General features: G+C 69.7%; 16 protein-coding genes. 5 read left to right on the top strand and 11 right to left on the bottom strand.

The window, feature by feature from the left end:
* Both IM777_RS01445 and IM777_RS01450 read right to left on the bottom strand, forming a co-directional pair.
* A complete protein-coding gene (locus tag IM777_RS01445) occupies positions 1-495 on the bottom strand; it encodes a recombinase family protein (protein ID WP_143003741.1) in 495 nt (164 codons plus the stop codon).
* 82 nt (positions 496-577) lie between these two features.
* Positions 578-2,296, bottom strand: a complete 1,719-nt coding sequence (locus IM777_RS01450) for a cation:proton antiporter (RefSeq protein ID WP_228480900.1) — start codon at positions 2,294-2,296, stop codon at positions 578-580.
* Positions 2,297-2,511: 215 nt separating this feature from the next.
* Here IM777_RS01450 and pip point away from each other — a divergent pair, with 215 nt between their 5' ends.
* Positions 2,512-3,489 (top strand): prolyl aminopeptidase, encoded by a 978-nt coding sequence (pip, locus tag IM777_RS01455; RefSeq protein ID WP_071045149.1) that lies wholly within the window; start codon positions 2,512-2,514, stop codon positions 3,487-3,489.
* 7 nt (positions 3,490-3,496) lie between these two features.
* Here pip and IM777_RS01460 read toward each other — a convergent pair whose 3' ends face one another.
* The 4 genes from IM777_RS01460 to IM777_RS01475 form a co-directional block, all read right to left on the bottom strand.
* Positions 3,497-5,233, bottom strand: a complete 1,737-nt coding sequence (locus tag IM777_RS01460; RefSeq protein ID WP_194384350.1) for an aldehyde dehydrogenase family protein — start codon at positions 5,231-5,233, stop codon at positions 3,497-3,499.
* A gap of 16 nt (positions 5,234-5,249) precedes the next feature.
* Complete coding sequence (locus IM777_RS01465; RefSeq protein ID WP_194384351.1) at positions 5,250-6,494, bottom strand: kynureninase; 1,245 nt, start codon at positions 6,492-6,494, stop codon at positions 5,250-5,252.
* Complete coding sequence (locus IM777_RS01470) at positions 6,484-7,467, bottom strand: amidohydrolase family protein (protein WP_194384352.1); 984 nt, start codon at positions 7,465-7,467, stop codon at positions 6,484-6,486. The genes IM777_RS01465 and IM777_RS01470 overlap by 11 nt, the downstream gene beginning before the upstream one ends.
* A 155-nt stretch (positions 7,468-7,622) precedes the next feature.
* On the bottom strand, positions 7,623-7,889 hold the full coding sequence (locus IM777_RS01475) for a glutaredoxin family protein (protein ID WP_194384353.1): 267 nt from the start codon (positions 7,887-7,889) through the stop codon (positions 7,623-7,625).
* 60 nt (positions 7,890-7,949) lie between these two features.
* On the opposite strand from IM777_RS01475, the gene IM777_RS01480 reads away from it, so the two are divergent.
* Entirely contained in the window at positions 7,950-9,092 is a 1,143-nt protein-coding gene (locus IM777_RS01480; RefSeq protein WP_194384354.1) for a glycosyltransferase, read from the top strand.
* A gap of 230 nt (positions 9,093-9,322) precedes the next feature.
* Here the strand turns inward: IM777_RS01480 and IM777_RS01485 are convergent, their stop codons facing one another.
* Entirely contained in the window at positions 9,323-10,927 is a 1,605-nt protein-coding gene (locus IM777_RS01485; protein WP_228480901.1) for a molybdopterin-dependent oxidoreductase, read from the bottom strand.
* A gap of 147 nt (positions 10,928-11,074) precedes the next feature.
* On the opposite strand from IM777_RS01485, the gene IM777_RS01490 reads away from it, so the two are divergent.
* Positions 11,075-11,596 (top strand): glycine cleavage system transcriptional repressor, encoded by a 522-nt coding sequence (locus IM777_RS01490; protein WP_194384355.1) that lies wholly within the window; start codon positions 11,075-11,077, stop codon positions 11,594-11,596.
* Here IM777_RS01490 and IM777_RS01495 read toward each other — a convergent pair.
* The 4 genes from IM777_RS01495 to IM777_RS01510 all read right to left on the bottom strand — a co-directional run bounded on the left by IM777_RS01495 (position 11,587) and on the right by IM777_RS01510 (position 14,689).
* Positions 11,587-12,906 carry an ABC transporter permease gene (locus IM777_RS01495; RefSeq protein ID WP_194384356.1) on the bottom strand — a complete coding sequence of 440 codons (1,320 nt, stop codon included), beginning with the start codon at positions 12,904-12,906 and terminating at the stop codon, positions 11,587-11,589. The genes IM777_RS01490 and IM777_RS01495 overlap by 10 nt on opposite strands.
* Complete coding sequence (locus IM777_RS01500) at positions 12,903-13,601, bottom strand: ABC transporter ATP-binding protein (protein ID WP_194384357.1); 699 nt, start codon at positions 13,599-13,601, stop codon at positions 12,903-12,905. The genes IM777_RS01495 and IM777_RS01500 overlap by 4 nt, the downstream gene beginning before the upstream one ends.
* 95 nt (positions 13,602-13,696) lie before the next feature.
* Entirely contained in the window at positions 13,697-14,482 is a 786-nt protein-coding gene (locus IM777_RS01505; RefSeq protein ID WP_194384358.1) for a hypothetical protein, read from the bottom strand.
* Positions 14,483-14,500: 18 nt separating this feature from the next.
* Positions 14,501-14,689 carry a hypothetical protein gene (locus IM777_RS01510; protein WP_194384359.1) on the bottom strand — a complete coding sequence of 63 codons (189 nt, stop codon included), beginning with the start codon at positions 14,687-14,689 and terminating at the stop codon, positions 14,501-14,503.
* Positions 14,690-15,204: 515 nt separating this feature from the next.
* On the opposite strand from IM777_RS01510, the gene IM777_RS01515 reads away from it, so the two are divergent.
* Positions 15,205-16,101, top strand: a complete 897-nt coding sequence (locus IM777_RS01515) for a DUF4747 family protein (protein ID WP_194384360.1) — start codon at positions 15,205-15,207, stop codon at positions 16,099-16,101.
* 8 nt (positions 16,102-16,109) lie between these two features.
* The gene (locus IM777_RS01520; RefSeq protein WP_194384361.1) at positions 16,110-16,718 is read left to right on the top strand and encodes a hypothetical protein; all 609 of its coding nucleotides are present in this window, start codon (positions 16,110-16,112) and stop codon (positions 16,716-16,718) included.
* Positions 16,719-16,851: the final 133 nt, after the last annotated feature.

Here is a 16,851-nt window from a genome sequence, read left to right on the forward strand (position 1 = left end):
TCAGCGTCCGGGCGCGAAAAGGTGGTGACCGCCGTGGCTCAGCACCTTCACGACCACACCGCGGCGATGGAGCTCGGCGACGGTGCGGGTCTCCTCGTCGATGTCGCGGCCGAGGGCGTGCACGTTCGCGACGACGAGCACGTCGCCGCGGGTGAGCGTGCCGAACAGGCGCACGAGACGCTGCTCCCAGCTCTCGAGCGTCTCGGGCGCCGGATGCCGGAAACCTTCGATCGGCACGCCGAAGCGGGTCAGCTCCTCGCGCTGCTCCACGACGGAGGGCATGTCCTCGCGGGAGATGACGAGCCCGACGAGCTTCGAGCCGATCGGCCGCGCCTGCCACCAGTGACGATCCTGCTGCAGCTCGGTGAAGCACTTCGGACACTCCGCGGCCGTGTGCGGCAGGTGCAGCGGTGCCGTGTCGGTCCCGTTCACCGCGGATTCGCGGTGCGGGGGGCGCGACAGTCCGGTCGTCGACGCGTCGGCGATCTCGCTCATGGCCTGCTCCTTCGCGACGTCGCGAAGATGCGCGGCGTCGACATCCATTCTCGCCGATACGCCGCGATTTCGCGCACCGTTCTCAGTCTTCGTCGTCCAGGCGGAGTTCCAGGCTCAGCTGATCGGCGTCGAGTTCGGCGAGCGCGTGGCGGAGCGCTGCGGTGCTGAAGCGTCCCGAGTGCGACATCTGCTCCAGGCGCCGGCGCATCACGTGAATGACGGCCAGGCGCAGTTCGAGCCGGTCAGCCAGGCGCGGAGCGCCGCCATCATCGGGCGGCTGCGCCATGCGCGGTCCCATCTCGGCGAGGAAGGAGTCGTCGAACGGCGTGCCGTCGCGGCGCTTCACGCGGGCGCCGGACACCGCGTCGGCCGCGGCCTCGCGCAGCTCGTCGTCGAGCGCATCCTGCTCCGATCGGGTCACCTGTTCGTCGACACGGGGCATGCGCAGCAGCTTCACGACGCTGGGAAGGGTGAGGCCCTGCAGCATGAGGCTCCCGACGGCGACGAGGAAGGCGACCAGCACCACGAGCGAGCGTTCGTCGGCGTCGCGGGGGAGCGTCTGCGCGGCCGCCAGCGTGACCACACCGCGCATGCCCGCCCAGACGATGACCGTGCCGTGCTTCCACCCGAGCGGAGAGGCGGCGTAGTAGTCCAGGTCGGCGTAGGCGCGGCCGATCCTCGCGCGGGCCTGGGCCACGCGCGAGCGGTGTCGCGGCGAGACCTCGGCTTCCGGCGGCGGGTCGGCAGGATGAAGGAGGTCGATCCGTGCGGTGAGCGCGTCCAGACGTGCGCGCTGGATCCGCCGCGCGCGCGAGCTCTGCAGACCCACGAGAAGCGCGACGTACACCGCGCGCACGGCCAGCACGATCGCCAGGGCGACGGCGGCGAGCGTGGCGGCCGTGCCCAGTCCGTCACCGGCGTTGTCGAGGAGCACGTCCTTCAGCTCCAGCCCCATGAGCAGGAAGACGGCCCCCTCGAGCATCAGCTCGACCGTGCGCCAGTTCAGCTCGTCGGACAGGCGCTGTTCCGGCGTGAAGCGGCGGGCGGCCCCCTGACCGGTGACGATGCCGGCCACGACGGCGGCGACCAGGCCCGAACCGCCAAGCTCCTCGGTGGGGAGGTAGGCGAGGAACGGGACCGTGAACCCGACCGCGGTGTTCGCCGCTGAGTGCGAGATGAACGACCGCACGCGCAGGTTCACCCACCCGATGAGGCCGCCGATGACGACCGCGACGACCACGCCCCAGAGGAAGGACAGCGCGAACTCCCCGAAGTGGAGGGAGCCGACGCCGACCGCGGCGATCGCGGTGCGCAGGAGCACCAGCGAGGTGGCGTCGTTGAGCAGGCTCTCGCCTTCCAGCAGCGTCACGACGCGTCGTGAGATCCCCAGTCGCTTGGCGATCGCGGTGGCGACCGCGTCGGTGGGGCTGAGGATGGCGCCGAGCGCGAGAGCGAGGGGGAACCCGAGCCCGGGCAGAGCCCACAGGAAGAACAGGGCCAGCACGAACGAGCTGATGAGGACGAGCAGCACCGACAGGCCGGCGATCGGCCGCAGATCGCGACGGAACTCGATGGCCGGCAGGGAGACCGCGGCCGAGTACAGCAGCGGCGGGAGCACGCCGACGAGGATGATCTCGGGGTCCACCTCGACCAGCGGCACGAACGGCAGCATGCTCACGCCCAGTCCGATGGCGACGAGGATGAGGGGGCCGGCGATGCGCACCTTGGGGGCCACGGTCGTCGCGGCGGCGATCACCACGATCGCGCCGACCGCGATGACGAGGATCTCCACGCCGCTCACCGGCGCCGTCCAGGAGCGGACGCTTTCGTGCGCGACACGTGCATGCTGCGAGCCTATTCGCGCCGTGATCGTCTCGCCGCACCGCGGTAATGCGCGTCTCGCGGCCCCGCAGGCGCTAGCGTGTGCGCATGGCGTTCGACAAAAGCCCCGGTCGTCGGGGCGAAGAGGCACCCGCGGGGGTCCCCGTCGCGCTCGCCGAGGGGAGGGGATCGGCCATGAACGAACACCTCGACGACATCCTCTATCCCGAGATCGAGCCGTACGCGACCGGCGAACTGATCGCGGGCGAGGGCAATCGCCTCTACTACGAGCAGTGCGGAAACCCCGAGGGCAAGCCGGTCGTGTTCTTGCACGGTGGTCCCGGCGCCGGCACGTCGTCGTGGCACCGCCGCTTCTTCGATCCCGAGCGCTATCGCATCATCCTGCTCGACCAGCGCGGATGTGGCCGTTCGACGCCGCACGCGGCCGATGTGGAGGGCGACCTGCGCCACAACACGACGTGGCACCTGGTCGCCGACCTGGAGCTGCTCCGGCGCAATCTCGGTATCGAGACCTGGATGGTCTTCGGCGGGTCCTGGGGGAGCGCCCTCGCCCTCGCCTACGCCGAGACCCATCCCGACGCGGTGTCCGAGATCGTTCTGCGGGGGATCTTCACGCTCCGCGCCCACGAGCTCGAGTGGTTTTACGAGGGCGGTGCGTCGGCGATCTTCCCCGATCGGTGGGAGAAGTTCCTCGGTCCGATCCCGGTGCTCGAACGCGGGCGCATGATCGAGGCGTACCACCGCCGCCTGGTCGACCCCGATCCGGCCGTGCACGTGCCGGCTGCCGTCGCGTGGACGACGTGGGAGGCATCCACCCTCACCCTGCTCCCGGACGACGACCTCGTGCAGGCGATGACCGATCCGCGGGCGGCGACCGCGTTCGCGCGCATCGAGAACCATTACTTCCTGCACCGCGGCTTCTTCGACGAGGGGCAGCTCATCGCCAACGTCGACGCGATCCGCGGCATCCCCGCCGTGATCGTGCAGGGGCGTTACGACGTGTGCACTCCGCCGATGACGGCGTGGGACCTGCACCGGGCGTGGCCGGAGGCCGAGTTCGTGATGGTTCCCGACGCCGGACACGCCGCGTCGGAGCCGGGCATCGCGCGCGCTCTGCGCGACGCCGCCGACCGCTTCGTCGCCGAGGGCTGACGAGCGCTCAGGCGCGAAACGCCCGCCAGAGCGTCGGGATGAGGGCCCGCAGGCCGCCGCCGGCGCGGTAGCGCGTGAGGCCGGCGCTGACCGATGCCCCCGTGCGCGCCGTGACGAACCACGGTGGCGTGGGCAGGAGGGAGAACCGGCCACGCGACCCGGCGCGCAGCGCGAGGAGCGAGCGCGGAAACGGGCGGAAGGGGCCGCGCACGACCGCACGGTCGATGCGGTCGAGCAGGAGGGCGTTGTGCACGACGCCGATCCCGCTCGGCGCGTCGGAGAGCGTGCCGCCGGGATACGCGCCCCACGGCAGCGCCGGCGTCAGGAAGCCGATCGCGGTCCACGCGTTGACCGCGATCGTGCCGTAGCGCAGTCGCTCGAGGGTGTGCTCGAAGCCGTCGGCGAGGCGTGTCTGCTCCACGGGATCGATGAGGACGTTCGCTCCCAAGGTTCCGATGAGGTGCTCGTTCGCGTAGTCGACCGCGGCGTCGACGAACGCCTGGCCGGTGCCCGGGAGCGAGACCACCCCGAGTACGGGGGCGAACTGCTCGACGACCTCGAGGTCGTGGTCGCCGGCGTCGATCTCGATGACGGCCCGCCGGCCGCCGTCACTCCACGCGGCGTCGGGGTGCGCGGCGCGCACCGCGCTCAGGCGGTCGCTCGACCCCGGGTACCAGACCTCGCGCGAGGGCGTGGCTGCCATCGCACGACGCAGGTGGCCGAGGAACGCCTCGCGCTGCGGCCAGTCTCGGCTCACGACGACGACCTGGCCCGCGACGCAGTTGTGTCCGGCGTTCTGCAGCCGCATGGTCGCGACGTGCTCGGCTTGGAAGGCGAGGTCGGCCTCGGTCCAGGGGCCGGGCACGACGATCACCGGGGACACGCCACCCAGCTCGGCGGTGATCGGCTTCGTCAGCAGCGGCTCGTCGGCCGCCTTGCGACGGACGGCATCGTCTCCGGATCCCCACACGATCGCGTCGAACGTGCGCTCCGAGCCGGTGATGTGCACGTGGTCGATGCGCTCATGGCGTGAGAGGTAGGCGCCCACCTCGCCACCGCCCCGCACGATGCGCAGCAGACCGGCCTCCACGAGCGGGGCGAGTGCGCGCTCGAAGACCGGCACGAGCGCATCCTGCGTGGGGTTCACCTTCAGCAGCGACACCCGGTTGTGAGCGATCAGCTCGGTGAGCACATCGGCGACGGGGATCGACGTCACGTTGCCGGCGCCGAGCACGAGGCCCACGCCGCCCGAGGCCGCCGGGGTGCGCTGGCCGAGCCCGGCGGCGGCTCGGGCACGCGCGACGGTGACGTCGCGGTCGAACCACACCTCGCCGGTGAATCCCGACGCGATGATCCGATCCGACGCGTCGCCGGGGAACACCCGCGCCCGCACCCGGCCGTCGGCGGTGACGTCCATCGGCACCCCGTCGAGGGGATTTCCGCCGCGCGCGAGGTTCCGCATCGTGCGGGCCAGCCACTCGGTCGAGACGAGGGTCATGTACGGACCCGTGAACCACTCCTCGCCGCGAAGGGGATGGCCGGGCGGCAGACTCTTCGAGACAGCCGCCGCGTCGGCCCATTCCTCACTCACCGCGGCGGTGCTCGCGTGGATGCTCTCCAGGAGCGTCGCCCGCTGATCGAGCGAGAGCCGCGTCCACAGCCGCGCGCCGCGGTGCAGTGCGTCGATGTCGGCGTCGAGTGCCTCGCGGGTGTCGGCGGCGAGGTCGATGGGCGCGGTTGTCACGGGGTTCCTCCCGGGGTCAGTCGGCCGGGATGAGGCGAAGGAGCGTGTCGCGCACGGCCAGCAGTCCGGTCAGCGTCTCGGCGAACGACGTCGACAGCGGAGACAGGCCGATGCGCAGTCCGTCGGGGTCGCGGTAGTCGGGGATCACATCTCGCCGCCAGAGCGCTGCGGTCACCTGTCTCATGAGCGGATGCCGCAGCGTCACGTGGCCGCCGCGCGAGGCGGCTTCGATCGGCGACGCGACCTCGACGCCGAGCGGGGCGAGTTCCGCCACGACGACCTCGAGTGCGAACGTCGTGAGCTCGATCGACTTCTCGCGGATCGCCGGCATCCCGGCATCGTCGATGAGGGCCAGCGTGTCCTCGATCGCGAGCATCCCGAGGATCGGCGGCGTGCCCGACAGGAATCGCCGCATGCCGTCGGCGGGGCGATACTCGGGCCCCATCGCGAAGACGTCGGCGGCGCCCATCCACCCCTGGACCGGTTGGGTGAGCGAGGCGTGGTGTCGGTTCGCCACGTAGGCGAACGCGGGCGAGCCCGGACCGCCGTTGAGGTACTTGTACGTGCAGCCGACGGCGGCGTCGAATCGCCAGGTATCGGCATGGATCGGCACCGAGCCCACCGAATGCGACAGGTCCCAGACGGTGAGGGCGCCGGCGGCGTGCACGATCTCGGTGATGCGCGCCGCGTCGGCGAGGTGCCCGGAGCGGTACGCGACGTGGCTGACCACGACGACCGCGGTGGTCTCGCCGACGGCGGCGGCGACACCCTCGGCGGTGACGCCGCCGGCGCGGTCGACGTCGATCCAGCGCACGCGCGCACCCCGCTCGGCGGCGATTCCTTCGACGACGTAGCGATCGGTGGGGAAGTCGTCCGTTCCCACCACGATCTCCACACGGGCGGAATCCCGAGCCATCTGAGCCTCGAGGGCCGCCCGGATCAGCTTGTAGAGCAGCACGGTGGTGGAGTCGCCGACCACGGTCTGCCCGGGAGCGGCGCCCAGCGCGATCCGGCCGATCTCGTCGCCGATCGCGAACGGCAGGTCAATCCACGACTCGTCCCAGCCCCGGATGAGCCGACCGCCCCACTCGTCGCGGACGAACCGCTCCAGGCGCCCCGCCGTCGACGTGAGGGGCCGGCCCAGGGAGTTGCCGTCGAAGTACACCAGCGGGGTGTCCGCACCGACGAACAGGTCGCGGAATCCCCGCAGCGGGTCCGCGGTGTCGAGGGCGTCGGCCGTGGCCGCCAGGTCAGGGTTCATCGCGGCTGATCTCATCGATCGGCACCGTCGAGGCCGTCGCGAGCCACGCGCCGAGGTCGCGCTCGTCGCCGGGCGGACGGCCGGGAACGAAGGTGCACACGCCCGGGACCGCATCCGGGAACGGCCACGGGTCGGCGAGCGCCGCCACGACCGCAGCGGCGTTGAATCCCGCCGCCACGAGGGCGGAGATCTCGCGGGGGTCGACGCCCACGGGCAGATCGCCGTTCCCGAGATCGGTGCCGTAGAGTGTGCGGCCGCCGGCGGCGTGGAATCTCGCGAGGTTCGTCTCCGCCGTGCGGGCGAGATCCGGTGTGTCGCGGTGGATGTCGAGCGTCGAGATCCAGATCTGTTCCGTCGTGACCGCGCGGGCGATGTCGGCCTCGTCGAGGATTTCGGTGAAGGGGGTGTGGGCCAGGGCGTCGATGCCGGCATCGAGCGCCCGTGCGAACATGCCCGTTCCCTGCACGTGAGCGACGACCGGCACGCCGCGGTCATGGGCGTGCGCCACGATCGCCTCGAGGACCGGGGGCTCCGGAGTCGGACCCGCCTCGGCGTTCAGGGCCACCTTGATCACGCACGCACCGCACTCGATCTGCTCGTCGACCGCCGTCGCCGCGCCCCCGGCGACACCGGGATGCCGCGACGGGTCCGTGACGTGGCGCACGATGGCGTCGGGTGCCCAGGGGCGTCCGGTCGGATAACCCCCCGGGGTGGTGAGGAAGGCGCCCGCGTATGCGGGTCGCGGCACGGCGTGCGGATCGCGGCGAGCGAGGGCGTAGGGGTCGCCGCCGAGGTCGACGACGCCGGCGATCCCCCGCGCGGCGAGGGCGTGCTCGGCGAAGAGGGCGAGATGCACGTGGTGGTCGGTGAACGCGGGGAGCACGACGCCGTGTTCCCCCGTGAGGGCGAGATGGCCGACGTCGGCTCGCGGACCGAAGCGGGCGGCGATCACCGCGGGGTCGAGGTTCGTCATGGCCGTCTCCTTCGGCTTCAGGCTACGCTCCACGCTCGCCGGCGCGCATCCGCCCACCGCCCATCACGAGAAACGCCGAACGCCGCGAGAAACACCGCAATGCGTGGTGTCCCGCGGCGTTCCGCGTTTGTCGGCGGAGATCGCGACGCCCGCGCTCAGATGAGGGAGAGCTCGCGGAGCTTGGCCTCGACGTCGGCGTTGGTCGGCTCGACGTGGTGGGACGCGTCGGGGTAGACCACGACGGGGATGTTGGTGCGACCCGAGATGTCGCGAGCGACCTCCGCGGCGTCGGGCGTCGCGACGAGGTCGACGTAGGTGTACTCGACGCCGAGGCCGTCGAGCTGCGCCTTCGTGCGGATGCAGTCGCGGCACCAGTCGGCGCCGAACATCGTGATCGTGGCGGAATCGAGGGGAGAAGTCATGGCATCCAGCGTAATCGCGCGGCACCGCCGCGGCGCCGGTCGTGGGACGATGGACGTCGGATGCAGCTCTCGATCATCGTGCCGACCTTCAACGAGGCCCCCAACATGGCGGAACTCGTGGGGCGCATCGAGCATGCCGTCCAGGGAATCGACGCGGAGATCATCGTCGTCGACGACAGCACGGACGACACCCCCGAGGTGGTGCGCGCGCTCGCCGGGACGACCAGCGTGCCGCTGCGCATCATCCACCGTGACGAGCGAACCGGCGGACTCGGCGGTGCCGTCGTCGAGGGATTCGCCGCGGCCCGGTCGGATGCGTGTCTCGTGATGGACGCCGACCTGCAGCATCCGCCCGAGGACATCCCGGCGCTGTGGGAGAGGTTCTCGGCGGGGGATGCCGATGTCGTCGTCGCCTCGCGATACCACGCGGGTCAGGCCGATGCCGGCTTCGCCGACAAGACCCGCGTGCTGGTGTCGAAGGTGTCGACAGCGGTGACGAAATCGATGTTCCCGGTGCGGCTGCGGGATGTCTCCGACCCGATGACGGGGTTCTTCGTGCTGGATCGGCGCGCGATCGAGGCGGACACGCTGCGTCCGCGCGGGTTCAAGATCCTGCTGGAGATCCTCGCCCGCAAGCCCCTGCGCGTGGCGGAGGTGCCCTTCACCTTCGCCGACCGGCACGCGGGCGACTCCAAAGCGTCGGTGCGTCAGGGCATCCACTTCCTCTCGCAGCTGACGGCGCTGCGCTTCGGCAAGATGTCGCTGTTCGCCGTCATCGGCGGACTCGGCGCGATCGCGAACCTCGCGATCGTCTGGGCGCTGACGGCGCTCGGCGTCGACTACCTCATCGCCGCGATCGTCGCCGCGGAGGCGACGATCATCGGCAACTTCCTGCTCATGGAGCGCTTCGTCTTCCAGGACATGAAGGGCGCCGCATCGGGCGGATGGGTGCGCTTCGCGAAGTCGTTCGGCTTCAACAACGCCGAGGCGATCGTGCGCATCCCCCTCGTCGCCCTGCTGGTGGAGACCGGGCACGTCTCCGCGGTGCTGGCCACGGCGATCACCCTCGTGCTGGCCTTCTTCGTGCGCTTCGTCTTCCACTCTCTCGTCGTCTACGCACCGCGCAAGGCCGGCGAGCCGTCCAAGGCGCGACGCGTCGTCGAGGAGATCGACGACCTCGCGTCCGCTCCCGGCGAGCTGTGAGGACGCACCTCACCCGCAGTTCGGCGGTGTCGGGTCACCGGTCGGGGGAACTCCCTGGATCTCGCCCCCTGCGTACCCGCTGACCTGCTCGCCGTCGAGGATGCCCTCGTGGCGAGCCACCCCTCTTTCGCCGAGCGGGCCCTTTCGCGTTCGCAACAGAGGGGTGGCTCGACGCGAAAGGGGTCGCTCGGCGGACCGGCGGAGACGCGGAAACGGACGCTTGAGGCGGCCTACTCCACGGTCACGAGCACGCGCTGCCACCCGGATGAGCCGTCCGGGGCGATGGGGGCGCGCTCCTCGATCTGCAGATCACCGTCGGCGTTGACCGCGCGCACGGCGACGTAGTGCGTGCCCGGCTCCGCCTCCCACTCGAGGTACCACTGCACCCAGGTGTCGTCATTGATCGGGGTCGACAGCGTCGCCTGCTGCCACTCGCCGTCGTCGATGCTCACCTCGACGCGCTCGATCCCCACCGTCTGCGCCCACGCCATGCCCGCGATCGGCACCGTTCCCGCCGGAACCGGCGTGCCGGTGCGCGGGGTGTCCACGCGCGAGGAGAACTTGATCGGCGCCTTGGCGCTGTACCCGCGCGGTGTCCAATAGGCCTCGTCCTCGGCGAAGGTCGTCACCTTCAGCTCGGTGACCCACTTCGTCGCCGACACGTAGCCGTACAGCCCGGGCACGACCATCCGCACGGGGAAGCCGTGCTCGACCGGGAGAGGCTCGCCGTTCATGCCCACGGCGAAGATCGCGTCGAGACCGTCGTCGGTGAGCGAGGCGAGCGGGGTGGATGCGGTGTAGCCGTCGACGCTGCGCGAGAGCACCATGTCGGCACCGTCCTGCACGCCCGCCCGTGCGAGCACGTCACGGATCGGCACGCCCAGCCACACGGCGTTGCCGACCAGGCCGCCGCCGACCTCGTTGGAGACGCACGTGAGGGTGACGGCGTACTCGTCGACACCCATCGCCAGCAGGTCGTCGAAGCTCATCTCGATTCGCTCGTCGACCATGCCGTCGATGACCAGCCGCCACGTCGCCGGGTCGACCGTCGGCACCGTCAGGGCCGTGTCGACGCGGTAGAAGTCCTCGTTCGGCGTGATCAGCGGTGACAGGCCGTCGATGTCGAACTCGGCCCCTTCCGGGATCGTCACCGTGCTTCCCGGCTCGGGGAGGGCGAGCTCCTCGCGGATCGCCCCGAGCGAGGAGCTCGCCGCGCTGATCGCGCGAGCCCCCACGCCGACGATGACCGCGGAGACTCCCGCGATCGCGCCGAAGCGGAAGAACCCGCGACGGTCGACGCCTCGCGCATCCGCGGATGCGGGTTCGTCCGTCGCCGAAGACGAGGTGTCGGTGGGGGATGCCTGCAGCGCCCGGTCGGGATTCAGCCAGCGCCGGAGCCGGTTCACGAGGAGCATCAGCACGACGGCGCCGGCGATCGTGCCGACCACGGGCGGCAGGGCGCTCAGCACCGTGGCGCCGGCGCGGGTGACGGTCGCGGCCGTCGCCAGGATGCCCGCGAGCACGAAGGCGGCGACGCCGAGCGGCGCGCGCACGTACTGCAGCACGCCGGCCAGGGCGGCGGCGATGGCGACGGCGAGCCCGATGCCGATCAGCAGTACGAGCTTGTCGGCCTCGCCGAAGGTGGCGATCGCGAACGCCTTCAGCGGCTGCGGCACCACGTCGACGATGAACGAGCCGACCGCGAGCACGGGGCTCGCTCCGCGGGCGACGAGAAGCGCGACGAGTTCCGCCGCGGCGAGAAAGGCCGCCCCGCCGATCAGCCCGGACAGTGCGCTCCACAGCCAGGCACGCGCCGACATTCGTGTCGCTGCCATGCTCGTCCCCTCATCCCGGGGTCGTTCCCCGCTGAAGGTTGTTCGGAGCGACGCTCGTCGTGGATGCATCCGGGGTGCGAGGGGATCGGGCGCGGGCGGCGATGACCTCGGTGTCGCAACGGGCACCTGCGCAGTAGCATCGACCCCGTGACCCTGCTCGTGCTCACCATCGTCGGCGATGACCGCGCCGGTCTCGTCGCGGCCGTCTCCCGGGTGGTCGCCGATCACGGCGGCAACTGGGAGCGCAGCGAACTCGCCGAACTCGCGGGAACCTTCGCCGGCGTGGTCGAGGTCGTCGTGCCCGACTCCGCCGCGGACGGGCTGCGCGAAGCGCTCGCCGCTCTCGAGGGCACCCTCGCGGTCGCGGTGCACGAGAACCCGCGCGCTTCCGAGCGCACCGGCGTCGAGCTCGATCTCACGGTGCTCGGCAACGACAGCGCCGGCATCGTGCGCGAGCTCGCATCCACCCTCGAGGCGCACGGTCTGAGCATCGATCACCTGTCGACCGAGACCCGGGATGCCGCCATGTCGGGCGGGCGACTGTTCGAGGCCACGTTCACGGCCCGGATGCCCGGAGGCAGCGATCCCGGCGACGTGCGCATCGCCCTGGAGGAGATCGCCGCCGAGCTCCAGGTCGACGTGACCGTCGCCCCGGCCGGTCACTCGTAGCGCAGGCTCGCCACCGGGTCGGCGGCGGCGGCGCGCGCCGCGGGCAGCGTGCCGGCGAGGAAGGCGATGAACATCACCACCGCGGTCGTCAGCACGATCGACAGCGGATCGAACGCGAACAGCTCGAGGCCGGGAAGGTCCGCGAGCAGGGTCGCTGCGAGTTGACGGCTCACCGTGGTGCCGAGGGTGATCGCCGCGGCCGCCCCCAGCGCGCTGCCGAGGAATCCGATGAACATCGCCTCGAAGCTGAACAGCGCGAACACCCGCCCCGATCCCATGCCCATCGCCTTCATGAGGCCGATCTCGCGCGTGCGCTCCTGGACCGACATCAGCAGCGTGTTCACGATCCCGAGCGTCGCGGCCATGAGCGCGATGATCGCGAAGGCGTTGAGGATGAGCACAATGCCGTCGATGACGGCGACGAACGCGCCGAGCTGATCGGCGATCGACTGGCCGGTGTAGCCGGCATCGTCGAGGCGCTCCTTGAGCGCCTCGACCTCGGCATCCGTTGCCTCGGGGTCGAAGAACACGCTCGCCGTCGCGTATCGGTCGAGGTCTTCCTCGGGCACGCCGGTGTTCTGCAGGGCGAAGAGCTCGTCGGTGGCGGCGGAGTTGGGGATGGTCGTCGTGCCCGCGCTGAAGGTCTCCTCGACGACGCCGGTCACGGTCGCCTCCAGCAGGTGCTGCGTGCGGGAACCGTCGGTCACGGCGATCGTGACGATCTCGCCGATCGCGCTGTCGGGATCGGCGAAGCCGAGCGGCTCGACGAGGGAGACGGGGATCGCGACCTCGGGCTCGTCGGATGAGCCCGACGGCTCCGATCCGGCGGCCATCTGCAGTTTCTGCCCGGGCACGGTGTTCTCGACCGCGGTCACGTACGGGGTGCCGTCTTCGCCGTATCGGATGAAGTCCGCCGAGACACCCTTGGTCGGTTCGACCCGGTCCACGCCCTCGATCTGCTCGAGCTCGGCGATGTCGTCGGGCGTCATCGCCACGACACCGGTGGTGGCCCCGGGTGCTCCGTCGGGTGCGCCGGGCACGGTGGTGTCGACCACATCCGGATCGTATTCCAGCGGCTCGTCACCGAAGCCGGTCGGCGCGGTCTCGCTCGCCTTGGTCGCGGTCAGCACCCCGTCCGCGCCGATCGCCGCGACGGTGTCGTCGATGAACCGGCCGACCCCCGTGCCGAGGCCGTTGGTCACGGTGAGGGTGAAGGCGCCGATGAACACGGCGAGCACCGTGAGCAGCGTTCGGGTCTTGGCGCGGAACGAGTTCTGCACCGCGGACGAGATGAGGCTCGACGTTCTCACGTCATCGCCTCCGCGTCGTCGAAGACCCCGTCGCGGATGTGCAGGCGCCGGTCGCAGCGGGCGGCGAGATCGTGATCGTGCGTCACGAGGATGAGGGTGATCCCGTGCCGCCGGTTGAGGTCGAAGAGGATGTCGGCCACGATCCCGCCGGTCGCCGAGTCGAGGTTGCCGGTGGGTTCGTCGGCGAAGATGATGCGAGGATCGTTGACGAGGGCTCGCGCGATGACGGTCCGTTGCTTCTGCCCGCCCGACAGATCCGTCGCCCGGTTGCGGGCCTTGTCGTCGAGTTCGAGCTGCGACAGTGCGGCCATGCCCCTGCGCCGCCGCTCGCGTGCGCCCACGCCGGCGATCTTCAGGGGCAGGGTGACGTTCTCGAGCACGGAGGCGTTCGGTGTCAGGAAGAACTGCTGGAACACGAAGCCGAAGGTGGTGTTGCGGGTGCGGTTCAGTGCGCGGCCGCGCAGCGCGGCGGTGTCCCGGCCGTCGAGGTGCACGGTTCCCGACGTGGGGGCATCCATGAGGGCGAGCACATGCATGAGGGTGGACTTGCCCGATCCGCTCTTGCCGACGATCGCGACGCTCTCGCCGGCATCGATGTCGAGGCTGACGCCGCGCAACGCCTCGAAGCGTGCGGTTCCGCGACCGTAGGACTTGTGCACGCCGCGGGCCGACACGACGGGCCGACGCTCTGTCATGCAGCCACTCTGGCCGAGTGTGACCGGGCCTGCATTCCCCTTGTGCGAATCCTCAGCGCGGCGTATCCGGGCGATGCGCCGGCGCAGAGGCGGTCCTACGTCGCGGGGTACTCGTAGACGCGCACGAGGTCGCCCTCGTGCACGAACAGCAGGACGCTGTCGGGATAGGCGACGCTGGTCTCGGCGGGAACGGTGGAATCGACGTCCATCGCGACACTCGCCGGGATCGGGCCCGCCGCGCATCCGGTGCGCCAGCGTCCCGTATAGATGCCGTCGTCGCCGTCGACGACTCCCGTGGCGACGATCATCAGGCAGGAATCCGTTCCGAAGCTGGCGGCCCACCGGTCGTCGACGGCGATCGGCGTCAGGCCATGGAAGTCCTCGAAGCCTTGGGCGCCGTAGCCTCGGGTGCCGAAGATCTCCGAGGGGTCGAAGCTCGGGTCGGGAGCCAGCACCGCGACGGGCGTGCCGCCGTCGGGCGCCGCGGTCGGCGGCGAAGATGCGGTCGAGGTGACGATCGCCGCGAAGACGGCCGTGATCGCCAGTGACGCCGCCCAGAGGGCTGGCACGAGCCAGCGGGGTCGCCGTCTCGTATCCGGCGACGATGACCAGACGGCAGGATCGCCGTCGGCGACGGGCGCCGCCTCATCGACGAGCGACGCGTCGATCATCGACGCGTCCGCGGGGGCCTTGGGGCGTGGGTCCGAGGGGTTGTCGCGATGGGGTTCCGGCGCGGGCGTGTCCGAAGCATCCCCCGTGCCGGCGGCGGCTTCGAGTTCGGTCAGTCGAGCCATCGCGGCGGGGTCGCGGTCGATGTCGGCGGACGGTCCGTAGGCGCGCAGACGCAGGCGACGGAGTTCCTCCTGCTCGAGCGGCCCCATGTCCCCAGCCTCACACACTCACGACGTCGTGGCGTCGGGGATGTCCGGGGTTCCATGGCGCTCCGATAGCGCGTGCTCGATGCGTTGGAGGCGCACGATCGTCTCCGCTACTTCTCGGTCGTCGAGAATGCCCTCCAGGAGCCGGTTCCACGCGGCGTCCAGGCGTTCGATGTTGTCGGCCGCCTTGTCCGTGGGGTAGAGGCGCACGGTACGCGCTACCTCGCGCGATCAGACCGGCGCAGCCGCGTCACGTCTCAGCCCGCCGATAGGCGGTGAAGGTGAAGATGACAGGAGATTCTGCCGCGCAGCGGCGGGGTCGCGAGCTTTCGCGGCTTCCGCCGTCGAATCTCCTGTGCTGTTCACGGCCGGCGCGCCCTCTGACCGGGCAAAGCGAAACCCCCGCGATGTAGAAGCTACGCGAGGGTTCCTGGGATGATTGTAACGATCACCCTTGTGGCTCCGACCGGCATCGATCCGGTGACCTTTCGATTTTCAGTTGTATGCGCGGGGTCCATGGGTGCTCACGAGTACTCGCTTGCCGCGTGAATCCACGGAAGTCGTGCTCGTTGGTGATGGCTGGTCGTGGGTGGTTTGAGCCGGGCTTCCGGCCCGGGACCGGCCCGGGTGGGTAGCAAGTGCCACTGATGGCACAACGGGCCGAGGTGGGGGTCGGCCCTGCGTCTCGTGATGAGATACGGTTCAGCCAAACCTGAAAGGCAACGATGGCTGAAAAATCAAGGACCCTCGACGTTTATAGCATTCATGGACATCTCTCGCCGGGTTCAGCTTCGGAGGCGCTTCTTGACTACGATGCCTATTTTCGGGGACTCGCCATGAGCGGCGAGGGGGTGTCGATTCCGGTAGGCAATGAGACCGTCGCGCTGGTGGCAGCCACCAGGCGTAATGAGCGCCACGCATTCAGATTCGTGAGCGGAAATGCGGATGACCTTGCGGAAGCATTCGACCCAAGCTCCGGAACTACGGTGGAGGTCGACCTTGGTCGTGAGCGATTCATCGTGAGCGGCGCTTGGGTCATCGTTGACGCGTCCAAGAGAGTTGCAGTCATTGAGCGCAAGAGGCCGGGAGTGCCCGTCTACCAGCTGGAGCGGTTTCTCGCGAGGTTTGGGCGGGATAATGGATTTCCAGGCTTGACCATCTCACTGAATCCCGTGCCCAGCGAGTCGTTCGTTCGAGAGATCGAGCGCTTCACCAGAATACGTGAGGCATCTGTAACCATCCGTCGACCGAATCACAGTTTCACTGCGTCTGCGCGCGAGGCAGTAGCTCAGATTGCTCGGGAGTCCAATGCGGGAAGCGCGACGGTGCAAGTAAATGCGGACCGCAAACAGTCTCTTGCGAAGGACGAGGGCATCGTCGCCGACATCATCTCGTTTGCGAAGAGCGCGATTACCCCGATCGTCAACGCGACCGTCAAGGGGATGCGTCCGGGCTTTGGAAAAGAGCGCACGGTGTCCTTGCAGAAGCATGTGCTCAAGGGGACAGTTGACATCGACACGAATGACACTCCCCTGCGCCAACTGGATTCCATCGATGGTGCAGCGGACACCCTGATCGGTGAAGCAAGTGTGCAGGATGACGGGACTGAGTCGCGAACCTGAGCAGCAACATGATCGATGACGAGGAACGCGAACGGGCGCTGCACGACTTGAGGATCGTGCGGCACCAGCTGTTGCCGCGCTGGAAGCAGGTGGTCCTGAGCTGGTCTACCGCCTTCGCGGTGATTCTCTCGATCGCGACGACCGTCGCCGCCGCGATGTTGCCGGTACGGGGTATGCCCATCGCGAGTGTGGCCGGGATCGGCCTTACCTACGCCTCGATTTCGATGGCGGGCTGCATCAGCGGGCTAGTGCTCGCGTTGGCACTTCCGGGATCATCTCGCCTGCGGAAGTGGACAAGGATGGCCGGCACCACACCGAACAAGAGCATGCTCAGCGACCTGATCTTTTCGTTCTTCTGGGCCGCGTGCTGCCAACTTTCGGTCCTGTTCGTGAGCGTTCTCGCTACCGCCATCGGGGGCCCGCTGCTCGTTGGCGCGCCCAGCCCGTTGCCCATCCTTCACGTCGTCGCGCTCATCGCATCGCTGTTCGTCTTCTACTACGCGCTGGCGCAGCTCTACGTGGTTCTTCAGACTCTCGTCCAGGTTGGGGTTCTGGTGATCCTCGAGGAGCGAGATGGCGAGCACATTGAGAGCGGTGTCGCGCGAGAAACGAGGTAGTCGAGCGAGACCACAGGTTCCGCCCGCGGACCATTCTGCGGGGACGGCATCACCGGACGCTCTCGATTAGGCGCAGCTAGTCCCGATGGGTCACAGTGTGTTGTGAGAATCTCGAGAGCTCGTCTGCGGCGAC

Origin of the sequence: Microbacterium luteum, from assembly GCF_015277875.1 — a bacterium.
Lineage (GTDB): Bacteria > Actinomycetota > Actinomycetes > Actinomycetales > Microbacteriaceae > Microbacterium > Microbacterium luteum.